The 18,371-nt window shown below is 57.4% G+C and carries 18 protein-coding genes and 1 tRNA gene; 11 read left to right on the top strand and 8 right to left on the bottom strand.

Annotation, left to right across the window (positions count from 1 at the left end; genetic code table 11):
• Positions 1–224: 224 nt before the first annotated feature.
• Complete coding sequence (locus ACF8YQ_RS07730; RefSeq protein ID WP_396623093.1) at positions 225–413, top strand: hypothetical protein; 189 nt, start codon at positions 225–227, stop codon at positions 411–413.
• A 140-nt stretch (positions 414–553) separates the two neighbouring features.
• Here the strand turns inward: ACF8YQ_RS07730 and ACF8YQ_RS07735 are convergent.
• From ACF8YQ_RS07735 to ACF8YQ_RS07760, 6 genes are all read right to left on the bottom strand, one after another.
• Positions 554–630, bottom strand: a tRNA-Val gene (locus ACF8YQ_RS07735).
• Between the two features lie 43 nt (positions 631–673).
• The gene (locus ACF8YQ_RS07740) at positions 674–1,633 is read right to left on the bottom strand and encodes a DMT family transporter (RefSeq protein WP_396623094.1); all 960 of its coding nucleotides are present in this window, start codon (positions 1,631–1,633) and stop codon (positions 674–676) included.
• Between the two features lie 116 nt (positions 1,634–1,749).
• A complete protein-coding gene (locus tag ACF8YQ_RS07745; RefSeq protein ID WP_396623095.1) occupies positions 1,750–2,838 on the bottom strand; it encodes a hypothetical protein in 1,089 nt (362 codons plus the stop codon).
• A 40-nt stretch (positions 2,839–2,878) separates the two neighbouring features.
• Complete coding sequence (locus ACF8YQ_RS07750) at positions 2,879–3,943, bottom strand: hypothetical protein (protein ID WP_396623096.1); 1,065 nt, start codon at positions 3,941–3,943, stop codon at positions 2,879–2,881.
• 129 nt (positions 3,944–4,072) lie between these two features.
• Positions 4,073–4,675 carry a YceI family protein gene (locus ACF8YQ_RS07755; protein ID WP_011785163.1) on the bottom strand — a complete coding sequence of 201 codons (603 nt, stop codon included), beginning with the start codon at positions 4,673–4,675 and terminating at the stop codon, positions 4,073–4,075.
• Entirely contained in the window at positions 4,656–5,411 is a 756-nt protein-coding gene (locus ACF8YQ_RS07760) for a CDP-alcohol phosphatidyltransferase family protein (protein ID WP_396623097.1), read from the bottom strand. The genes ACF8YQ_RS07755 and ACF8YQ_RS07760 overlap by 20 nt, the downstream gene beginning before the upstream one ends.
• A gap of 111 nt (positions 5,412–5,522) precedes the next feature.
• On the opposite strand from ACF8YQ_RS07760, the gene ACF8YQ_RS07765 reads away from it, so the two are divergent.
• The 4 genes from ACF8YQ_RS07765 to ACF8YQ_RS07780 are packed head-to-tail and all read left to right on the top strand — an operon-like array spanning position 5,523 to position 9,775.
• Positions 5,523–6,503: a zinc-binding alcohol dehydrogenase gene (locus tag ACF8YQ_RS07765; RefSeq protein WP_396623098.1), complete on the top strand. Its 981-nt coding sequence runs from the start codon at positions 5,523–5,525 to the stop codon at positions 6,501–6,503.
• A 14-nt stretch (positions 6,504–6,517) separates the two neighbouring features.
• Entirely contained in the window at positions 6,518–6,916 is a 399-nt protein-coding gene (locus ACF8YQ_RS07770; protein ID WP_023010031.1) for a 6-carboxytetrahydropterin synthase, read from the top strand.
• Positions 6,903–8,822: a glycosyltransferase family 4 protein gene (locus ACF8YQ_RS07775; RefSeq protein WP_396623099.1), complete on the top strand. Its 1,920-nt coding sequence runs from the start codon at positions 6,903–6,905 to the stop codon at positions 8,820–8,822. Before ACF8YQ_RS07770 ends, ACF8YQ_RS07775 begins: the two co-directional genes overlap by 14 nt.
• Complete coding sequence (locus ACF8YQ_RS07780) at positions 8,804–9,775, top strand: lysylphosphatidylglycerol synthase transmembrane domain-containing protein (protein WP_396623100.1); 972 nt, start codon at positions 8,804–8,806, stop codon at positions 9,773–9,775. The genes ACF8YQ_RS07775 and ACF8YQ_RS07780 overlap by 19 nt, the downstream gene beginning before the upstream one ends.
• Here the strand turns inward: ACF8YQ_RS07780 and ACF8YQ_RS07785 are convergent, their stop codons facing one another.
• The gene (locus tag ACF8YQ_RS07785) at positions 9,776–10,642 is read right to left on the bottom strand and encodes a RibD family protein (RefSeq protein WP_396623101.1); all 867 of its coding nucleotides are present in this window, start codon (positions 10,640–10,642) and stop codon (positions 9,776–9,778) included.
• Between the two features lie 118 nt (positions 10,643–10,760).
• On the opposite strand from ACF8YQ_RS07785, the gene ACF8YQ_RS07790 reads away from it, so the two are divergent.
• Positions 10,761–11,177, top strand: coding sequence for a helix-turn-helix domain-containing protein (locus ACF8YQ_RS07790; protein WP_396623102.1), 417 nt, complete (start codon positions 10,761–10,763; stop codon positions 11,175–11,177).
• A gap of 16 nt (positions 11,178–11,193) precedes the next feature.
• Here ACF8YQ_RS07790 and galU read toward each other — a convergent pair whose 3' ends face one another.
• Positions 11,194–12,030, bottom strand: a complete 837-nt coding sequence (gene galU, locus ACF8YQ_RS07795) for a UTP--glucose-1-phosphate uridylyltransferase GalU (RefSeq protein WP_011785155.1) — start codon at positions 12,028–12,030, stop codon at positions 11,194–11,196.
• 319 nt (positions 12,031–12,349) lie between these two features.
• On the opposite strand from galU, the gene ACF8YQ_RS07800 reads away from it, so the two are divergent.
• The 5 genes from ACF8YQ_RS07800 (at position 12,350) to ACF8YQ_RS07820 (ending at position 18,357) form a co-directional block, all read left to right on the top strand.
• Positions 12,350–13,555 carry a ShlB/FhaC/HecB family hemolysin secretion/activation protein gene (locus ACF8YQ_RS07800; RefSeq protein WP_396623103.1) on the top strand — a complete coding sequence of 402 codons (1,206 nt, stop codon included), beginning with the start codon at positions 12,350–12,352 and terminating at the stop codon, positions 13,553–13,555.
• A gap of 120 nt (positions 13,556–13,675) precedes the next feature.
• Entirely contained in the window at positions 13,676–15,214 is a 1,539-nt protein-coding gene (locus ACF8YQ_RS07805) for a glucan biosynthesis protein G (RefSeq protein WP_396623104.1), read from the top strand.
• 14 nt (positions 15,215–15,228) lie between these two features.
• Positions 15,229–15,486 carry a hypothetical protein gene (locus ACF8YQ_RS07810; RefSeq protein WP_022991112.1) on the top strand — a complete coding sequence of 86 codons (258 nt, stop codon included), beginning with the start codon at positions 15,229–15,231 and terminating at the stop codon, positions 15,484–15,486.
• Positions 15,479–17,584 carry a glucans biosynthesis glucosyltransferase MdoH gene (mdoH, locus tag ACF8YQ_RS07815; RefSeq protein ID WP_396623105.1) on the top strand — a complete coding sequence of 702 codons (2,106 nt, stop codon included), beginning with the start codon at positions 15,479–15,481 and terminating at the stop codon, positions 17,582–17,584. Before ACF8YQ_RS07810 ends, mdoH begins: the two co-directional genes overlap by 8 nt.
• Positions 17,585–17,676: 92 nt before the next feature.
• Positions 17,677–18,357: a GntR family transcriptional regulator gene (locus ACF8YQ_RS07820; protein WP_022991114.1), complete on the top strand. Its 681-nt coding sequence runs from the start codon at positions 17,677–17,679 to the stop codon at positions 18,355–18,357.
• The last annotated feature ends 14 nt before the right edge of the window (positions 18,358–18,371 follow it).

Here is an 18,371-nt window from a genome sequence, read left to right on the forward strand (position 1 = left end):
ATTGTTCGGCTACGGAATAAAACTGGATCTATTTGCGGGAGGTGGAGGCATGTAGAAGAAGTATTGAGTTCAGATAGAAGAAACCAGGCCACGAGGGCCTGGCTTCTGGGCGATATTTAGTTTGCCGACTGTCATACCGCTCAGTAAGAATACCGCAGGAAACGCCGGTTTTCAGCCCTCGTGTGCCTATTTAGTTGTTAATTGCAAATAGGTATCTAATAAATATGGATATTTCAAACGTTAAAGCGCTGTGTGAAACCCTGACTTATGCAACCGAGCAGAATGCAGTGGTCTGTTTGGAGCGAGTTACCAAGGTTTTGGAGGTGATCGTTCGGTTGGCTTACGAGTGCGGGGAGGAGGTTTTGGTCGCACTGTTAAGTGCGATGGCCGAAGCGCTTTCTGCAAAGGTGTAGGGTGATTTGGTGAGGGGCCTTCGGGCCTCTCATCACTACTGTATAAGGAATTTGTTTCGGGAAAATATTGGGAAAGTTTCGGGAAATAAAAAAAGCCAGTTCTCACGAAGGCCGTAAGTAACTGACTTTCTTAGCAGGATTGGTAGGACCACGCGGATTCGAACCGCGGACCTCTACCATGTCAAGGTAGCGCTCTAACCAACTGAGCTATGGTCCTGTCCTGCAACGGGGTGGAAATATACGGATTTCGGTTCCCCTGGTCAACCTCTTTGCGGGGGATTTTTCGCTTTCATCAGAGCTTTGATGGCGCGGCGCAGGGCGCTCCAGCGGTTGACCAGAAGTGCGGCGAAAATCAGCGCGCAGCCGGCCATTTGCAGCAGGGTCATGGTCTCGCCGAACCAGGCAACCGCGAAGACAGCAACCCACACCGGTTCCAGTACCAGTATCACTACACCGTGGCTGTTCACCGACAGACTTTGGGCATAGGTCTGCAATAGAAAACGTCCCGCTGTGGCAATCAAGGCACTGGCCAGTACCCAGACATAGAGCATGGGTTCGGGGTTGGTCAGTGTGTGAGTCCAACGCTCGCTGATGGCGGACTCCGCCAAGGTCACGGTCCCAACGGTAAGCAGGGCAATGGCCGTCAGCGGCAGTGCCGGCACTTTCTTTTTCTCCACCGTTTTGCCTTGCTTGTCGACCACGATGCGTTGGTTGGCGGCGCGCGTATTGAGCGTGAAGTACAGGGCAAAGATGGTTGCCGCCAGAACGAAATAGAGCTGCCCCGGGTCTGGCCTGAAGCCGTTTTCCAGGGACAAAAGCGCCAGACCGGCCACCGCAATCGGTATCGCCAGCCAGGTGCTCAAAGGCTGCTTTTCGCCAAATACTGTACGGGCAATGATCGGGACAATCACCACGCCCAGGCTGGTCAGAAACGCGCCTTCGCCCATGCTGTCGGTGTGATACAGCCCCATGATCCAGCAGGTCATGGCAATGCCGAACACAAAGCCCACGCCCAGGCTTCGGAGTAGCTGGTCCCGGCTAAGCCTTAACAGTGAGGGTAAGGCCAGCAGGGCGAGAAAGGAGCCGGCAATCAGAAAGCGAGCCGCCATGAACATCAGGGGCGGCATCATTAAAACCGCCTCTTTAGACAGCATCCAGCCAATCGCCGCCAGCAGGGTAACGAGTACCAGGTAAAGATCGGATTTGTGGGCGTCAGACATGATTGAACCGGCATCAATAGAAATCAGAGGGCTCAATCTATAGTTTGCGAATTAAAAAAGATAGCAGCGAAAACCGAGGGAGTGGCTCATCCCTGAGCCTTTGCAACAACGATCGATCAGTTGTTGAGTGTGGTGTATACAAGATTGGACAGGCTGGTCTGGCTGGAGTTTGGCACTTCAATGTACTGGTCGCCAGAGCCCCAGAACTGCCACCACGCACGCCGATTGTAGGTGCGGCTGGCAAAGTCCACACGCAGGCCGTTCAGAGTGGTGTTGTTCACCACGGGGACAGCGGTGTTGTCGGTCTGGGTATTGATCACGTCGCCATGGTTGGCGCCCTCGCTCATCAGCACCGGGTAGTGGTTGTAATACAACCCGGACGGGCCGTTCTGTCCGCTGACTTTACCGGCCAGGCTGATGCTGTTGGAGCAGGAATCAATGCCGCTGGCACTGGTTGCTCCGCAGGCTGAATGGGTGGGAACCACGCCATCGTCGGTGCCATCAATAAAGGGTTTGGTGATGCCGCCGTAGGATGAGCCACCGCCAACGAACCGCAGGCGCGGAATGCTGTTGGGGCTGACGGCCAGGTTGCGGGCAACGTTGGTCTGCAGGTCGTTGACCACACCCAGATTATCCGGCTCCGGGTCAATGCCGGTAAAGGCTTTGACTGCCTGTTTCACCGGCCAGTTGTACCAGCTGTCGTTGTAGGCAATGCTCACGGCCAGGTCGGCCAGTTCCGTTCCACCACCGGCACCGGCCATGTCCAGTACTGCCAGGATTTTCAGCGGTTGCAGGCCTTCCGATTGCAGCCAGCGCGCCTGGTTTTCCAGCAGATGGCGGGTTACCAGATCGCCGGTGGAGTGGGTAACAACAACGCAGTAGTCATTACACAGCCCTTGCTGACTGATCTGCCGCAGTTGCTGAAAAGCCTGCTGGGCGATCTGACCTTCTACCCGGCCATTGCTGGCCCAGTCGATACGGGCTTCGGCCCGGTTCAGCCAGTATTCCCGCCAGTTATCTTCGCCGGCCTGCTGGACTTCCTGGAAGTTGGCCGGTGGGTTGGACAGATCATCCATCATGAAGCCGTGAACCAGAATCACGTTATGGCCGGCCAACTGCGCACTTGCGCCGGTGGCAAACAGACCGCCTGCCAGCGCTGTCGCGAGGGCGGTTTTCGTCAGGCATCCTCTTCTTTTCATTGTCATTGGTTGCTCCGTTTCTTTCCGATTTATTGTTGTGGTGTTATCAGAACTTGTCCGCCAGCTGCCGGAGCAGGGCGGCCCGTTGCTCTGATTCGGGATTCATCGCCGGCTGGTCTCGGAGGCCGTCCAGATCCGGCGGTGAAAATTCATAGCCTTCCTCGGGGCCGAAGGCGTAATCGGTGCGGTCACCCGGGGTGGCGGGTAACCGGCGTATCTGCAAATGCCTAAGTTGCAGGGGGCCCTGAATGTCGCGATTGGCTAACACGCTGCCATGGGCTTTCAGGCGAATGACGGAAGAGCTGCTGCCCAGAGACGTTTCCTGTTGCAATTGGGCCAGCGGGGTTTCGCCGCTGTAGAGCTGTGCAGAGAGGGCGTAATATCCGGACTGTTCCGGGTCGAAGCGCACAGGGATGACCAAGTCGTTCCCAGACACATAGGCAGTCTCCAGACCCTCGAAGCTGCCCAGATCGGGTTCGATGGTCAGTGAAGACACATGTCGAACGGGCTTGCCGTCTACCCGGGCTTCCACAATCAACCGGTACTCGCCGGGAGTATGATCAGAACTGACGGTGCCCTGGTAATAACCGGGGTCTGCATTCTCCAGCTCGGCAGAGGCTACCCGGTCCCTCTCTACGGCGGTCTCCAGGGTGGCGGACAGAGACTGGCCGAACACCTGGCGACCTTTCAGGGACGCTACCACCAGAATCGGCTCACCCTGGCTGAAGCGGAATTTGTCCAGCGTCACTACAAATCTGCCATCGCCCTCCAGCGGAAGCACGACCGGGTGGTAGCGGTTGCCTTGGTAAGCCTCTGCCTGAGCTTTGGTCAGCGGCACCGAATAATCCGGGTACCGAATGGTCTGTTGGTATTCCTCTGCAACACTTGCCAGCATGAAGCCCAGCGCATTTTCAGGGGGTGGCTCGGGAACAGGCCCGGCAGGTGTGGCCGGAGCTACGGTATCCTGGTTAGAAACCATTTGGGGCGCGGAAGAGTTGGTGTCTTGCAGCAGGCCCCGGAAGCTGCCCTCGTTCTCGGCAGAGAGCAGCCACACGGTGCCGACCACACCGGCGGTGATGGCCAGGGTTAGGCTTAATGCCCGGTACGGCATTGTCAGACCCCGTTATTGTTGTTGATGGTTGGGTTAACTTTTAACCATAGGGTTGGATTGTCCTAAACGGCAAAAATTTAGGCCGGAATTGCGGAGGTTTTGTGTCGTTTTGAGAGGCGGTTCTCAAAGTCAGAACCAGCCACTGTCTTTGATGGCCTCAAAGCCGAAGCGCAGCCGCACTTCGTCTCCCACCAGCCCGTTTTCCAGGCCGTAGGTCATGCCCCAATCGCTGCGGTTGATGACAGCCTCCGCGCTTATGCCCAGGGTGTAGTCTTCATGGCCGATGGGATACTCCGCGGCCTTGTTCAGGGTGACATTCACATCGACCGGTCGGGTCTGCCCCAGCAAGGTCAGGTCGCCGGTCACTACGCCAGTATTGTCACCGGTTTTTTCAAAGTCACTCACCACAAAGGTAATCTCCGGGTATTTGCTGGCGTCCAGAAAATCGGGCTTGCGGAGGTGGTCGTCCCGTTTATCGTGGTTGGTAAAGACACTGCTGGCTTTGAAAACCAGCTTCCCGGAATTCAGTTCTCCGGTTTCTTCGTTGTATTCAAACTGGCCTTCAATATCCCGGAACATGCCCATCACCGGGGCATAACCGATATGCATGATTTCGAAGCTCATGGAAAAGTGCTCTTCGTCCACTTCGAACTTAGCCGGCTCTGCAGACACACTGGTAGCGGTGGCCAGCAGGATTGAGGTTGTCAGAGCTTCAGGAAATGACAGTTTCATGATTTTGTCTCCTTTGGTAGAGCCAGCGCACGTCCAGATAAAAGGACCAGGCAAGCAACGCCAGAGCGAGCCCGAGCGTCAGGCTGGCGAACAATGCAGGGGTAATGGGCACAACGGCGACCATCAGTGTGACCACCTGCCAGACACAGATGGTCTTCCGTCGGAAGCTGTCTGGCAGCGGGTTATTCAGCCAGGGCAGCGGCCAACTGGCCAATATGAACAGATAGCGCATCAGGCCCAGGGCAAGTACCCAGCTACCGGCTTTCTCCAGAGCCAGTGTGGCAACGCACAGCCCGAGGATAAAGAGCGCGTCCAGCTCCATATCGAAACGGGCACCGAAGGCGCTATGGCTTCCTGTTGCCCGGGCGATTTTGCCGTCGACACCGTCCAACAACAGAGCGATCAGGCTGATAACCGCATAACTCCAGAGCGCGGGTGAGGCTGCTGAAGAGGAGTGGTCACCGAGGAACGGAGCCCAGCCAACCAGTGCCAGCACCAGAACCGAGCGCAGCAGCGTGGCGCGGTTGGCCCAGCCGAAGTCGGCTCTCCAACGCCAGTGCCGGAGGACAAGGACACTTTGCCCGAGATAGAACGCAAAGGTGATTAACCAGAAGCCGGTTGGCAGATCAAAGGCTTTGGTCAGAAAAAACGAAACGCCAGCCAGGCCCAGCATTCCCAGGATCAGATCACTGATGGGGCTGAAACTTCCTTTCATTGAGGTACTGATGGAATCCATACGCCATTGCGTCCGTATAGCCTGTGAGTGGCGTTAGCAAGCTCCCATTCTATGACTATAGTTTGGAGAGACTGCTTTTGCGTACGCGGCCATTCATCAAATGGACTATTCATGGACGTTGAGAACAACACTGCCTTTTGGATTACCGGGTATCAGGAGGCCAGGTTAGGGCCAGTGCCCGAGCCGACATTTCCCGCTTCTGAAACACCGTATGTGATCGTTCGTTCCCGCTATTCCGGCATCAGCCGGGGGACGGAATCCCTCGTCTACAACAACCAGGTTCCTGAAAACGAATACCAGAGAATGCGGGCACCGTTTCAGGAAGGCGAATTTCCGTTTCCGGTGAAATACGGCTATGCCAGTGTAGGAGAGGTTGTGGACGGGCCGGAAGCCCTGCTGGGGCAGAACGTATTCTGCCTCTATCCTCACCAGCAGCGATACGCGGTGCCCGCATCCGCGGTTCTGCCTTTGCCAGCCGAGGTTCCAGCCGAGCGAGCAGTGCTGGCGGCCAACATGGAGACCGCCGTTAATGGAGTCTGGGATGGGCAGCCTGCGATTGGTGACAGAGTCGCGGTGATCGGCCTGGGCGTGGTGGGCTTGTTGGTGGCATGGCTGGTCAATCGCATTCCCGGCGTGGAATTGATTGCGGTTGATACCAATGAAGGGCGAAGATCGGTGGCTCAAGCACTTGGCGTACCGTTCACAACCGAGCCGGACATCCAGGACTGTGACCTGGTTTTTCATGCCTCAGGGCACCCCTCGGGGTTGGCCAAAGCCCTGGCGCTGGCGGGGCCGGATGCCCGTGTGGTTGAACTGAGCTGGTATGGCGACAGGCCTGTTTCCGTGCCGCTGGGCCACGCGTTTCACCCGAACCGGCTGACTCTGAAATCAAGCCAGGTGGGCCAGCTATCGCCGGAGCGCAGGCCGCGCTGGAACCACCGCCGCCGCCTGGAGCTGGCGCTTTCAATGCTGTCAGAGCCGGCTCTGGATGCGTTGATCAGCGGAGAGTCGCGCTTTGAACAGCTTCCGCAAGTCGCCGGAAATATTCTGATGCCGGGCGCCGATGCGCTCTGCCACCGAATTGTTTACTAACCCAGGGAGAGACTATGTTCAGCCTGACCGTTCGCGATCACATGATGATCGCCCACAGCTTTAACGGTGAGATCTTCGGGCCTGCACAGGGCGTTCACGGAGCAACCTATGTGGTGGATGTTACTTTCGAGCGCCACGTGCTCGACAACAACGACCTGATTGTCGACATCGGTCAGGCTTCGGCGTTGCTCAAGGACGTGTTGTCGGAATTCAACATGAAGAACCTGGATGATATTCCCCAGTTTGCGGGACGAAACACCACCACAGAGTTCATGGCCAAGGTGGTGTTCGACCGCATGGCGGCGGCCATTCACGCCGGCCGGCTGGGTGAGGACGGAAAAGGCGTAGTCAGCTTGAAAGTGACCCTCAGCGAGTCGCACATCGCGTGGGCCAGCTACCATGCCGGCATCTGAACTCTGGTTCGTGGTGCCGGGAGACCCTGGCCAGAACACTGGTGGTTACCGTTATGTTCGGCGCCTGGTCGAGGCATTGGCCAAGGCGGGCATTCCGGTACAGTTAATCGGCCTGGAAGGGACGTTTCCCAAACCGGATGACATTGCCCGGCAGTCGCTGGATCGGTTCCTTGCGGGCTTGCCGGACGGAACCCGGGTCGTGCTGGATGGCCTGGCCATGGGCGGCCTGCCTGAGGTTTTACAGCGGCACCAGAGCCGGTTGAACCTGATGGCGCTGGTACATCACCCGCTGGCGGATGAGAACGGCCTGAGTGAGCAGGAACAGGCCTGGTTCAAGCATTCGGAAACGACGGCATTGGCCTGTGTCGGCGCCGTTTTTACCACCAGTCACTACACGGCGGAACTGCTGCAGGCATTCGGAGTGACGCCGGCGCGGGTGACCACTGCCTTGCCCGCTGTCGACGACGCTTTTTTTCAGCAGTCGCCCCGGATTAACCGGCATGATGCCACCAGGCCGATTCACCTGTTGTGTGTCGGTCATCTGTCGCCACGAAAAGCGCAACATCAGTTGATTCAGGCGCTTGCTCAACTCACACACCTGAACTGGCGCTTGAGGCTGGTTGGCAGTGCCGGGCGAGCCACGGATTATGCCTCGGGGGTTCGTGCCCTGGTCCGTGAATCCGGGCTGGAAAGCCGCGTTGAGTTTGCTGGCGAGTTGGGAGAAGCAGATGTGCTGAAGGCTTATCAGCAAGCCGATCTGTTTGTGTTTCCCTCGCTCTACGAGGGCTATGGCATGGTCATCGATGAGGCCCTCGCAGCCGGTCTGCCGGTGTTGAGTTCCGACGGTGGCGCGCTGGCTTCGACTGGCGCCAAACCAGGGGTTGAGTTGTATGAAGCGGGCAATGTAGCGGCTCTGGCCACAAGATTGACCCGGCTGATTGCGGAACCGGATGCCGTTGAAGCACTGGTCGCCGGCGCCAGGCAGGCCCGGTGCGAGATCCGTCGCTGGTCTGAAACCGCGCAAGATTTCATTGCCGGGTTGGAAAAGGGCAGGCCGCGTAACCCGGTTCAATTTGCCGCGGATTGGCTGGAAGCAAGGGAGCCCGCCGATCACCAGGCCCGTGATGAGGGGCTGACGGCCCGACTCGCCGAATGGCTTACCGAACGATATGACTGTCGGGCGTCGGGAAGCAAACCGGGGTCGCCCCTTCATCTTGTGGATCTCGGTACCGGTCGGGGCTCCAATCCTGTCTACCTTTGCCCGAGACTACCGGTACCCCAGCGTTGGACGCTGGTTGAGCCGGACCAAACCCTGGCCGGGATCGCCCTTCAGCGGGTTGAAAAGCTGGATGCACCGGCTGTGCTGGAAACAATGGTCTTGACGAAAGATAACCTCAGTACGGCGTTGCCCGCAGACGCCGACCTGGTGACGTCTTCGGCCTTGATCGACCTGGTTTCCGAACCCTGGTTGAGCGCCTTGTCTGCAGCGGTGGCCAAACGTCAAGCGGCATTGTTGGTCGTCATCACTTACAGCGGCTTTTTTACTCTGGAACCTGCTCATCCCTTCGATGACAAACTGCGCGCTCTGGTCAATGCCCATCAACATCGGGAGAAGGGCAGTGGCGCTGCGCTCGGCCCGGACGCCACGGCCTGTTTGAGCCGTCTGATGTCTAACAAGGGCTATCACATCCAAACGGCAGATAGTCCCTGGGTATTGACGGGTGAGCAGGCCAGCCTAGCCGCAATGTTGCTTGAGGGCTGGGCGGAGGCTGCCACAGAACAGCAGCCGGAACAGGCGAACGATATCCAATTCTGGCTCGAAACCCGTCGGCAACAGTCGGATGCCGGCGCCCTCGCCATCACTGTGAGCCATACGGACCTGCTGGCATGGCCGAAGCAGGCTTGAACCCGGAGAGGTCGGTTCCCGGCTTAGGGCGAGGGGTATTTCGCTGGTGTGTCACCCTGCTGCTCCTGGGGATTGTCCTCGTCTTTGTCGACATCGATAAGCTTGCCGAGAGACTGGCGATGGTGCCGCCGACGATCATCCTTGCGGTATTGGTGGTTTCGCTGATTCAGATCGCACTGTCGGCCTGGCGCTGGCGGTATACCGCGAACCGGCTCGGTGTAGCCATGGGTTTTGGCTTTGCCTTTCGGGAGTATTACCTGGCCGGGTTTCTGAATCAGGTGCTTCCCGGGGGCGTGATGGGGGATGTGAATCGAGCCTGGCGCCACAGCCGTTCGGCGAAGCGTTTGCAGCAACTGGCGATTGTCCATGCCGTTGTGCTGGAGCGCCTTTCAGGCCAGCTGGTGCTGGTACCGGTCGCTCTGATTGTGGTGTTTGGGCTTTGGTGGACCGGGCAGTTTAACCGCCAGTTCGGTGATGCAGGCGTATCCCTGGACCTGGGCTATTGGCTGATTTTGCCCGCATTGGCGGTACTCGGGGGGTTGCTGATCTTTATGACGGGGGTCGGGGCCCGGTTCAGGCGTTATGTCCAACGATTGAGTGGGGATGTGCGTCGGGCCTTTCTGGGTTGGCGCAATGCCCTGGTGCAGTTTGGTACCTCGGTGCTGGTTTTCCTGACCTACATGGCCGTGTTCGTGTTGATGGCCACTGGCATGGACTTATTTGCTGGCGGCACACCCTGGCTGGTGCTGGTAGCCCTGTGCCCGCTGCTGCTACTGGCCATGGTGGTGCCGGTAACGGTGGCCGGCTGGGGCGTCAGAGAAGGTGTGGCAGCTATTCTGTGGCCATTGGTGGGGCTGCCGGCAGAGCAGGGCGTGGCGCTGAGTGTTGGTTATGGTGCGGCGGTGTTTCTGGTGAGTTTGCCGGGCGCCCTGGCGCTGCTTGTCCGCCGGTAATCAGGGTTTGGCGGTGTCGAACGCCAGATCAAAGAGCATATCGCTACCAAGATTCACCAACTGAGCTTTTGGGCGAAGCGCCTCATCCAGCTGGTCAATCTCCGGCAGGGAGAACGCAGGCCGGCCGCTGCCGATGATCATGGGGGCAACCATCACGTGTAAGCGGTCCAGTAATCCCGCCTTCAGGAAGGACGAGACGGTAACGCCTCCGCCCTCGATAAAAATCTTGCGAAGTCCAAAATCCTGTAACACCTGCAGGATACGTTCGGGAGAAGCAGGGGCTTCGGTTTCTGCGGAGCCCAGGCAAGGCACTGTTGTAACCCCGTCCGGATCCAGCGTTTTCTGGCCTGGCTGATAATCGCCGGCAATCAGATGCAGAGTAGGAGCATCGCCGTCGGTGAACAGGTGGTGGCTGGCAGGCACCCGCTGCCGGCGGTCGATCACGACGCGCACCGGGTTGCGGCCAGAGGTTCGGCGCACGGTCAGGCGCGGATTGTCGGTGCTGGCCGTTCCAGCGCCGACCACCACTGCGTCACACAGGGCGCGGATTCGGTGCAGGTGGGTAATGCCGTCGTCACCATTGATAAACCGGGAGCAGCCGGTGACCGTGGCGATCCGTCCATCCAGGCTCTGGCCAAGTTGGCCGATCACCCGGCTGTTATTGGTGACGGGCTGGCACAGGGGCAGGAACAACGACAACAGGTTTCTCGCCTGTTCGGATGCCGGCTGAACGAGTTCCCAGCTTTTGCCGTTGATCTTCACCGCGGGTTGATCAGTACCGGGCACGGGCAGGGTGATATTGCTCCGGTTGATCGCGCTGAGTACCAGATCCCAGGCGTTATTGGTGTCCAGTGCGTCATTTGCCATGTGGTACCTGCTCGTTCGTTGTTCGTTTCAGTATAGGCAGATTGTGTCCAAAGCTATATGTACGATACATTTCCGGTTTGATTCACTTTTTCGGCCAACTTTTCAGGGGCACGGAGCCATGCGGTACCTGCAATCTTTTAACCGTCGTCTGCGTCGTATTCGGGAGCAGGGCCAGTTGTCCCTGGGGGATGTGGCCGAAATGTGTGGCGTGGACGAGGCCCGTGTCCGCAGCTGGGAGGCGACGGACGCACGCCAGAGAGGGTACCCTGGGGTTAGTGAATTGCTGGATTTTTGCCTGAAAACCGAAACACCTCTGGAACGTCTGCTGGATATGGACGATGACGGAGAGGATGGGCAACTGGAACTGCCGGGGCTGGCGTTCAGCAACGGTGATGATCTGTCAGTGGCGCTGAAAGAGCTTGAGCAGGAGATCAATCGAATCCAGCTCAGTGATGACGAAATCGAGCTGTTGCGCCGGTTCCGCAAGGCAAGTGCAGATAACCGGCGCATGGTGTTGCAGCTATTGGGGCGCTAAAGGGACCGGGTCGCCTCTATTTTCCCTTCTTGTAGATGTTCTCGTACACGAAGTTGGTGGCCTCCACGAAACCGTCAATGCTGCCGCAGTCAAAACGCTGACCTTTGAACTGGTAGGCCAGCACGCAACCGTTCTTCGCCTGCTCCAGCAGAGCATCGGTAATCTGAACCTCACCATTCTTGCCCGGCGGTGTGCGCTCGATAATGTCGAAAATGTCCGGGGTAAGAATGTAGCGGCCGATAATAGCCAGGTTGCTGGGCGCGTCTTCCGGTGCCGGTTTCTCGACCATGTCGGTAATGCGGTAGAGGCCATCCTTCATGGATTCGCCCGCAATCACACCGTATTTATGGGTTTCGTCTTCCGGTACTTCTTCAATGGCCACAATGGAGCAGCGGAACTGGTTATACAGTTTGACCATCTGGGTCAGAACGCCGTCACCATCCTCCGGGCCCACGCAGAAGTCATCCGCCAGCACAACAGCGAACGGGTTGTCGCCTACCAGGTTGCGGCCAGTCAGGATGGCGTGGCCCAGCCCCTTCATTTCATTCTGACGGGTGAAGGCAAAAGAGTTGTTGTTGATCAGATCCCGGATAGAGGTTAGCAGGCCTTCCTTGCCGGTACCGGCAATTTGGTGCTCGAGCTCGTAACTGATATCAAAATGATCTTCGATGGCGCGTTTGCCGCGGCCGGTGACAAAGCCGAATTCATGAATGCCGGCATCGGCGGCTTCCTCCACCCCGTACTGCACCAGTGGCTTGTTAACGATCGGCAGAATTTCCTTGGGCATGGCCTTGGTGGCCGGAAGGAAACGGGTGCCGTATCCGGCAACCGGGAAGAGGCACTTTTTGATCATGATTGTTCGTCCTTAATCAGGTGGTTTACCGCTTTGTTTACCCACAAAGCGTGCCAAGTGTAACCAAGTTGTATGCTGAGTTGGAGGGTTTCATTTCCGAGTGTTGATTTCTGGTAATTCTGTCGACTGGTTCCGATCTGTCCGGGGTCACTGAAATGCCTAGAAAATTGTTTCACTCCCGCTTTTAACTACATGATTTTACGTAACATTAAATTTGTAAATTTATGATGATAATGGTGGCCTGAGAGCGGCCTATCTTTTAAAGTTGCACCGAATTAATGGGTTTACATGAAATTGACATTGCTTCGGGTTTTCCAGAGTGCCGCCATTGATCTTCAAACTGCCTGTTCGTCACTTCTCATTGTCTGCACTGTTTTTGTGCGCGACAGCGAGCTGGTGTCTGCCAGCCTACGGTTCAGAGACGGCGCTCGATGGTGATACCCCGGAAACCAGCCGGCAGGCGTTGCTTCCCGAGAACAGTCTGAAGCTGACCCGTGAACACTGGCTGCGCTCCAAGATGAAGTTTTCCGGGCGCACCAACCGGGACACCGATCATCGGGATGGGGCGCTGAACGTGGGCCTGAATGGTCTTTTCTGGGCGAATCATCGTGCCGGCGTCCGCTACAGTGACGCCAAGACCTATCGGGTGGGCAATGAGCGCCGAGTACTCGGCTTCAGTTATGGCCTTCCGGTAGGGCGTAACCATCTGGATATTGAGCTCCGGAATACCGCATATGAAGAGGTGTCCAGGGCAGACGGTTCCCGTTTTCAGAAAGAAGGGCGCACCCGGGATCTGACTATCACCGGCAGGCGGGCCCTGTTCTCTACGTTCGGCTATCAGTTCCTCGGCCGTGCCGGATACTCTTCCGTAAACCAGTACTGGACCCGAAGAACGGATGAAGTGCATCGTTCCAGTTACCAGTTATCGACTGTGGGGTTTGAGGCGAACGGACATCACAATCTGTACGGTGGTTTTGACCTGAGCAGCGGACTGCGCGCGGTCACGGGTATTGAGGCCGAGATAGAGCGTGCGACCGATTCGGAACAGGGGCGGCGTGAAGAGCAGTTTGGGCGCATGGTTCTCAGTGCATCGCTTGACCGAGAGTTACTGGCCTGGCAATGGGGACTGGACGGGGAATACCAGTTGGCGTCTGCCGATATTCCGGGTTCTCAGCACCTGAGGGTCGCCGGGTCTGGACTGGTGGCGGGTTTCAATGGCCAGTCACTTAGCGTAGCCGAAGGTGGGTGGCTGCGCCTGGGTAGCCGTAGCCCGGAATTCGACGTTCCGTTCTTTCCCCGGTTTTCGTCGAGTGTTCGTCTTTCTGTTCTGCGCGGCTGGATTCCCGATGAGTCATTTCAGCAGCATCAGGCGGGGCATGTGACGTCGGGAGAGCTCTCATGGGGGCTATCTGCGCGGCAGTTCAGCGCCGATGTCAGCCTGGGGCGGGTGCTGAACACAACCACAGATGCCATAGCCGTACCTGATCAACCGGATGTCCGCTTTACCATGAGCATGCAGATCTGAAGCAGCCCTGTTTCACGTCGTTTCGTTTGATTTCGATTCGCTTACGAACTTGTCACTTGTAGCAGCCCTCGGGCGCGGTGCTACATTGAATGGACAAACCGCGAACCGAGGAAGGAAACGATGCACGCAGGGAAAGTAGGTCTGGTGGTTCTGGGATTGTTCTTGTTTGCTCCCTTTTATGCCCAGGCATTCCAGTTTCAGGATGTTGTGGAAAAAGCGAAATCGAAGGCGAGTGCGGCGTACGAGCCGGTCCCTGGAATTCCCGACTTCATGGCAGGCCTGAGCTACGACGAATACCAGTCTATCCGCTTTGATCCTTCAAAAAGCCTCTGGCGAGAAGGGAATTCCCGTTTCCAGGTAATGCTCATTCCCGCTGGTAAATTTTACACCCGTCCAGTAAGCATCCACGTAGTGGACAGCGAGGGCGTCCATCCACTGTCGTTCGATAAGAGTCTGTTCAATGTCGACGACGAGGCGCTCAGAAAACGGGTGCCGGCCGATCTCGGCTATGCCGGACTCAAGTTGACGTTCCCTTTTGATGGTCCCGACGTAGCCAATCAGTTCCTGGTGTTCGCGGGCGCAAGCTATTTTCGCGGCGTCAGTAAGGAAACCTCCTTCGGGCTGTCTGCGCGGGGTATCGCTGTAGACACGGGTTTGCCGACCGGTGAGGAGTTTCCTGATTTCACGGAGTTCTGGTTGGAGCGCCCCGCTCCCGACAGCGATCATGTTCGTGTCTACGCATTGTTGGATGGTCCAAGCCTGACCGGGGCCTATGAGTTCACGGTGTACCCCGGGGAGCAGACCCGGGTAGATGTGAAAGCCCGCCTGTTTATGCGGGAAGACATCGAGTTGCTGGGGCTCGCACCACTCACTTCGATGTTCTATTACGGGGAACATACTCCCAGGCCGCTTGGTGAGTGGCGCCCCCAGGTGCACGATTCGGACGGATTGTTAATCCATGATGATGCTACCGGCGAGTGGCTATGGCGCCCGCTGATGAACCCGGATCGACTTGCCGCAAGTTTCCATAGTGTCCGTCGTGTCGGCGGCTTTGGTCTGATTCAGCGTGATCGGGAGTTTCGTCACTACGAAGATCTGGAAGCCCGCTATGAGCGAAGGCCCAGCGCCTGGGTGAGCGCCGAGGGGGACTGGGGGAAAGGCAATGTGGTTCTGGTGGAGATTCCTACCGACGACGAGACTAATGACAACATAGTCGCTTTCTGGAGTCCGGGAGGTGAGGTGTCTGCAGGCACGTCACGGGATCTGAACTACTCGATTCAGTTCGGCGGTCCCGGCGTGGCGCCACATCCTGGCGGAAAAGTGGTAAACACCTTCGTCGGCGCAGGGGATCGTATAGGCGGCGGTGATCAGGCCGGTGCCTATCGGATTCTGGTGGATTTTGCCGGCGGTCCCTTGTCGGAACTCAACGCGGAGTCTCCCGTAGTCAGCAAAGTGACCGGGGGCGAGGGTGTTGAGGTGCTTGAACACTTTGTGGAGTGGGTAGCGCCAGAGAATCATTGGCGATTGTCGATCCTGGCCAAGCCCGCGCAGGATCAGATACTTCAGCTGCGGGGTTTTCTGATGGTGGATGATGAGGTCGCCACGGAGACGTGGAGCTATTCCTTGCCGCCCGGGACAGGCCTGCGGGCAGAACCCTGATCCTGGAGGATCGTATGGACGCGCAAACCTCTTACCAGTTGCTGGGAAAGCTGTTGGTGTACCTTGAATTGAGTGGCGCCAGTAACGACCGAAAAACGTTCAATGGCGCACTGGCCTTACTCGCGGACGGCGTCGCTGGAAACGAACACAGCGTTCGGTTTGAGGACCTTTTGGCCCGCATTCCTGACTACTTCGAGTTGGATGAGCCAAGTCTTCCGCCGGTAGCACCGCCGATTCGCCGCAGCAGTATCGGGTATTTCACCGATGACTGAGTCAGCGACTGTGTCCCGCCCCTGGCACCTGCAGGCGACGATCCGACGCCTGGTGCTGACTGCGTTTGTGGCTGGCCAGACGGGGCTGGCATCCTGGTTTCTGCTCCAGGTGCTGCCTTATCACGGCGGCAACGTGGTGGAGTGGCTGATTGTTGCTGTTTTCGCGGTACTTTACCTTTGGATTGCCTTTGGCTTCTGGATCGCAGTATACGGCTTCCTGCTGCGTTTACTGGGCGGAGATCGGGCATCGTTACTGAAGCGCCATACGCCGAATGAGCTGGCGGCAACGCCGCTGTCGAAAACCGCAATTGTCATGCCTTTGTATCACGAGCCGGTAAGCTGGACGCTGAAGGGGCTCAAAGCCATTTACCTCGATCTGGCGCGATCAGGCCGCCTGGATGATTTTGATTTTTATATTCTCTCAGACAGTCAGGATCCTGATGTCTGGCTGCAAGAGCAGCAGGTCTGGTTGAAACTGGTGGAAGAGCTCGGCGCTCACGGTCGGCTCTTCTATCGCCGGCGTCGGGTTAATCTCAACTACAAAAGCGGCAACGTGGCTGATTTCTTGAGGCGCTGGGGAAGTCAGTATCAGTATATGGTCGTTCTGGATGCCGATAGCCTCCTCGCCGGTGACACTATTCGGACCATGGTGCAGGTGATGAACCGGGAACCGCAGGTTGGTATCCTTCAGACTGCTCCTACCATTATTAACGCTCGCTCCGCGTTTGCTCGTATCCAGCAGTTTGCCAATCGGCTTTACTCGCCGCTTTTTGCCACGGGCCTGGCTGCCATCCAGATGGGGGATGCTGCATTCTGGGGCCACAACGCTGTGATACGCGTTGCTCCATTTATGGCGCATTGTGGTTTGCCAAAGCTCAAAGGCGCTGGTATCTGGCAAGGGCCGATCATGAGCCATGATTTCGTAGAGGCGGCATTTCTGGGGAGAGCAGGGTATGAAGTCTGGCTGGAACCGGCTTTGGGGGCCAGCTATGAAGAATCTCCGCCCACGCTTGATGACGAACTTGCCCGAGATCAGCGCTGGTCGAAAGGGAACCTGCAGCACGCAGCGCTGATGCTATTCTCGCCTCGATTGCGTCTGGCACATCGTTTTGCCTTTTTGAATGGCATCATGGCGTACGCATCGTCACCGTTATGGTTGTTGTTCCTGGTACTGACAACGATTGCTGCTGTGCAACTGACCATCGCACCTATCGATTATTTTCCGGACGGGCGTGAGAGCCCCTTTCCTTTGTGGCCAGAATGGCGGCCGATATGGGCCATCACCCTGGTCGTCAGCACCATGGCGCTGCTGTTTTTGCCGAAGTTTCTGGCCATTGTTGATGTCGTCGCCCATCGGGCTCTGAGTGGATTTGGCGGCTTTTTCAGGTTGTTGTCGAGCGTGTTGCTTGAAATCGTCGTCTCAGTGTTGCTTGCCCCCATCCGGATGCTTGCCCACAGTCATTCCGTTGTTTCGGCCCTGTTAAACGTTCGGCTGAGTTGGGCTGGCCAGAATCGTACCGAGGAGACCGGTTGGCGGGAGGCTGCTGTGCGACATCTGCCCGGACTTATCATCGGTAGTGCCTGGTCGGCCTTTGCCTGGACCCTGGACCCGATGTTCTTTTTATGGTCATTACCCGTGTCTGTCCCTCTGGCACTGGCAGCGCCAACAACGGTTTGGCTGAGCCGGTCAAGCAGCGGTGAGTCCCTGAGTCGCAGGGGCTTATTGTTAACACCTGAGGAGCGAACCCGTATGCCGTTGCTTGATGATGCAAGGGGCTTTCGAGAGGAAGCAGAGAGTGAGGTTGCTCTCACGCCGGTGGAGCAGGCGGTACTGATCCCTGCGGCCAATCGGCTGCACCGCCACCTTGCCGGGCGTGGCGCCAAGGGCCTGAAGAAAGAAGTCATTGAGGGAGAGCTCGATGCCTGCGTCAGCCGAGGCTACCGGGGAATCGAAAAGGGCCGGCTTTCGCTTTTACTGGAAGACCCGCAGGCACTGACAGCCCTGCATCGGCGAGCTTGGAGTGCGCCTTCGGACTCATTCTGGGGGCAACGCGTTCGCAATCTCGTACTGCACGCGCAAGGTTTGCAGGATCTGTAAACAATCATACTTAAGCCTAACTCACAATTGTTGACAATCAGGTAATGCAGGCGTAGTTTCACGCTAAATAACCTCTGGATTGTTAACAAAGCATGATTCAGGCACAGCTGCAAACCCAAACCCGCGCCGATGAGGCCTTTGATTGTCTGCAAACGGCGATTGTGAAGGGTGATCTGGCGCCGGGCGAAAAGATCGGCGAAGTCGAGCTCTGTTCCCGCTTTAACCTTACCCGAGGCCCGCTGCGTGAAGCGTTGGGCCGCCTTGAATCCCGTGGATTACTGGTCAGGCGCCCTCACGCTGGTGTGAAGGTGGTGTCCGTTAGTGCCGCAGAGCTTCTTGAGTTGTACCGAATTCGTGAAGTCATGGAGGGGCTGGCAGCCCGTCAGGCGGCCGAACGCATGCCCGATGAAGAAATCCGTGATCTCCTGGCCACGCTCGATAGTCATGAAAAAATGATTGAGGAAGCCCAGGGCCAGGCCTACTACCAGGCCGAGGGTGACTACGACTTCCACCACCGGATTGCCACCGGCAGTCGCAATACCAAGCTGGCCCAAATGCTTCTGGGTGATCTTTACTACATGGTGCGGATGTACCGTTACCGGTTAAGCACCTCGGCCGGGCGCCCCCATCTGGCGCTGGGTGAACACCGCCGTATCGTCGAGGCCATTGCCCAGCGCGATGGCGAACTCGCCGAATTCCTGATGAAACGACACATTAATGCCGCACGCCAGAACATCGAGAAGAAAATCGAAGAAGGCGTTCTCACCATCTGATAAGAGAGGAAAAA

Origin of the sequence: Marinobacter sp. W-8 (genome assembly GCF_044342215.1) — a bacterium.
Classification (GTDB): Bacteria; Pseudomonadota; Gammaproteobacteria; order Pseudomonadales; family Oleiphilaceae; genus Marinobacter; species Marinobacter nauticus.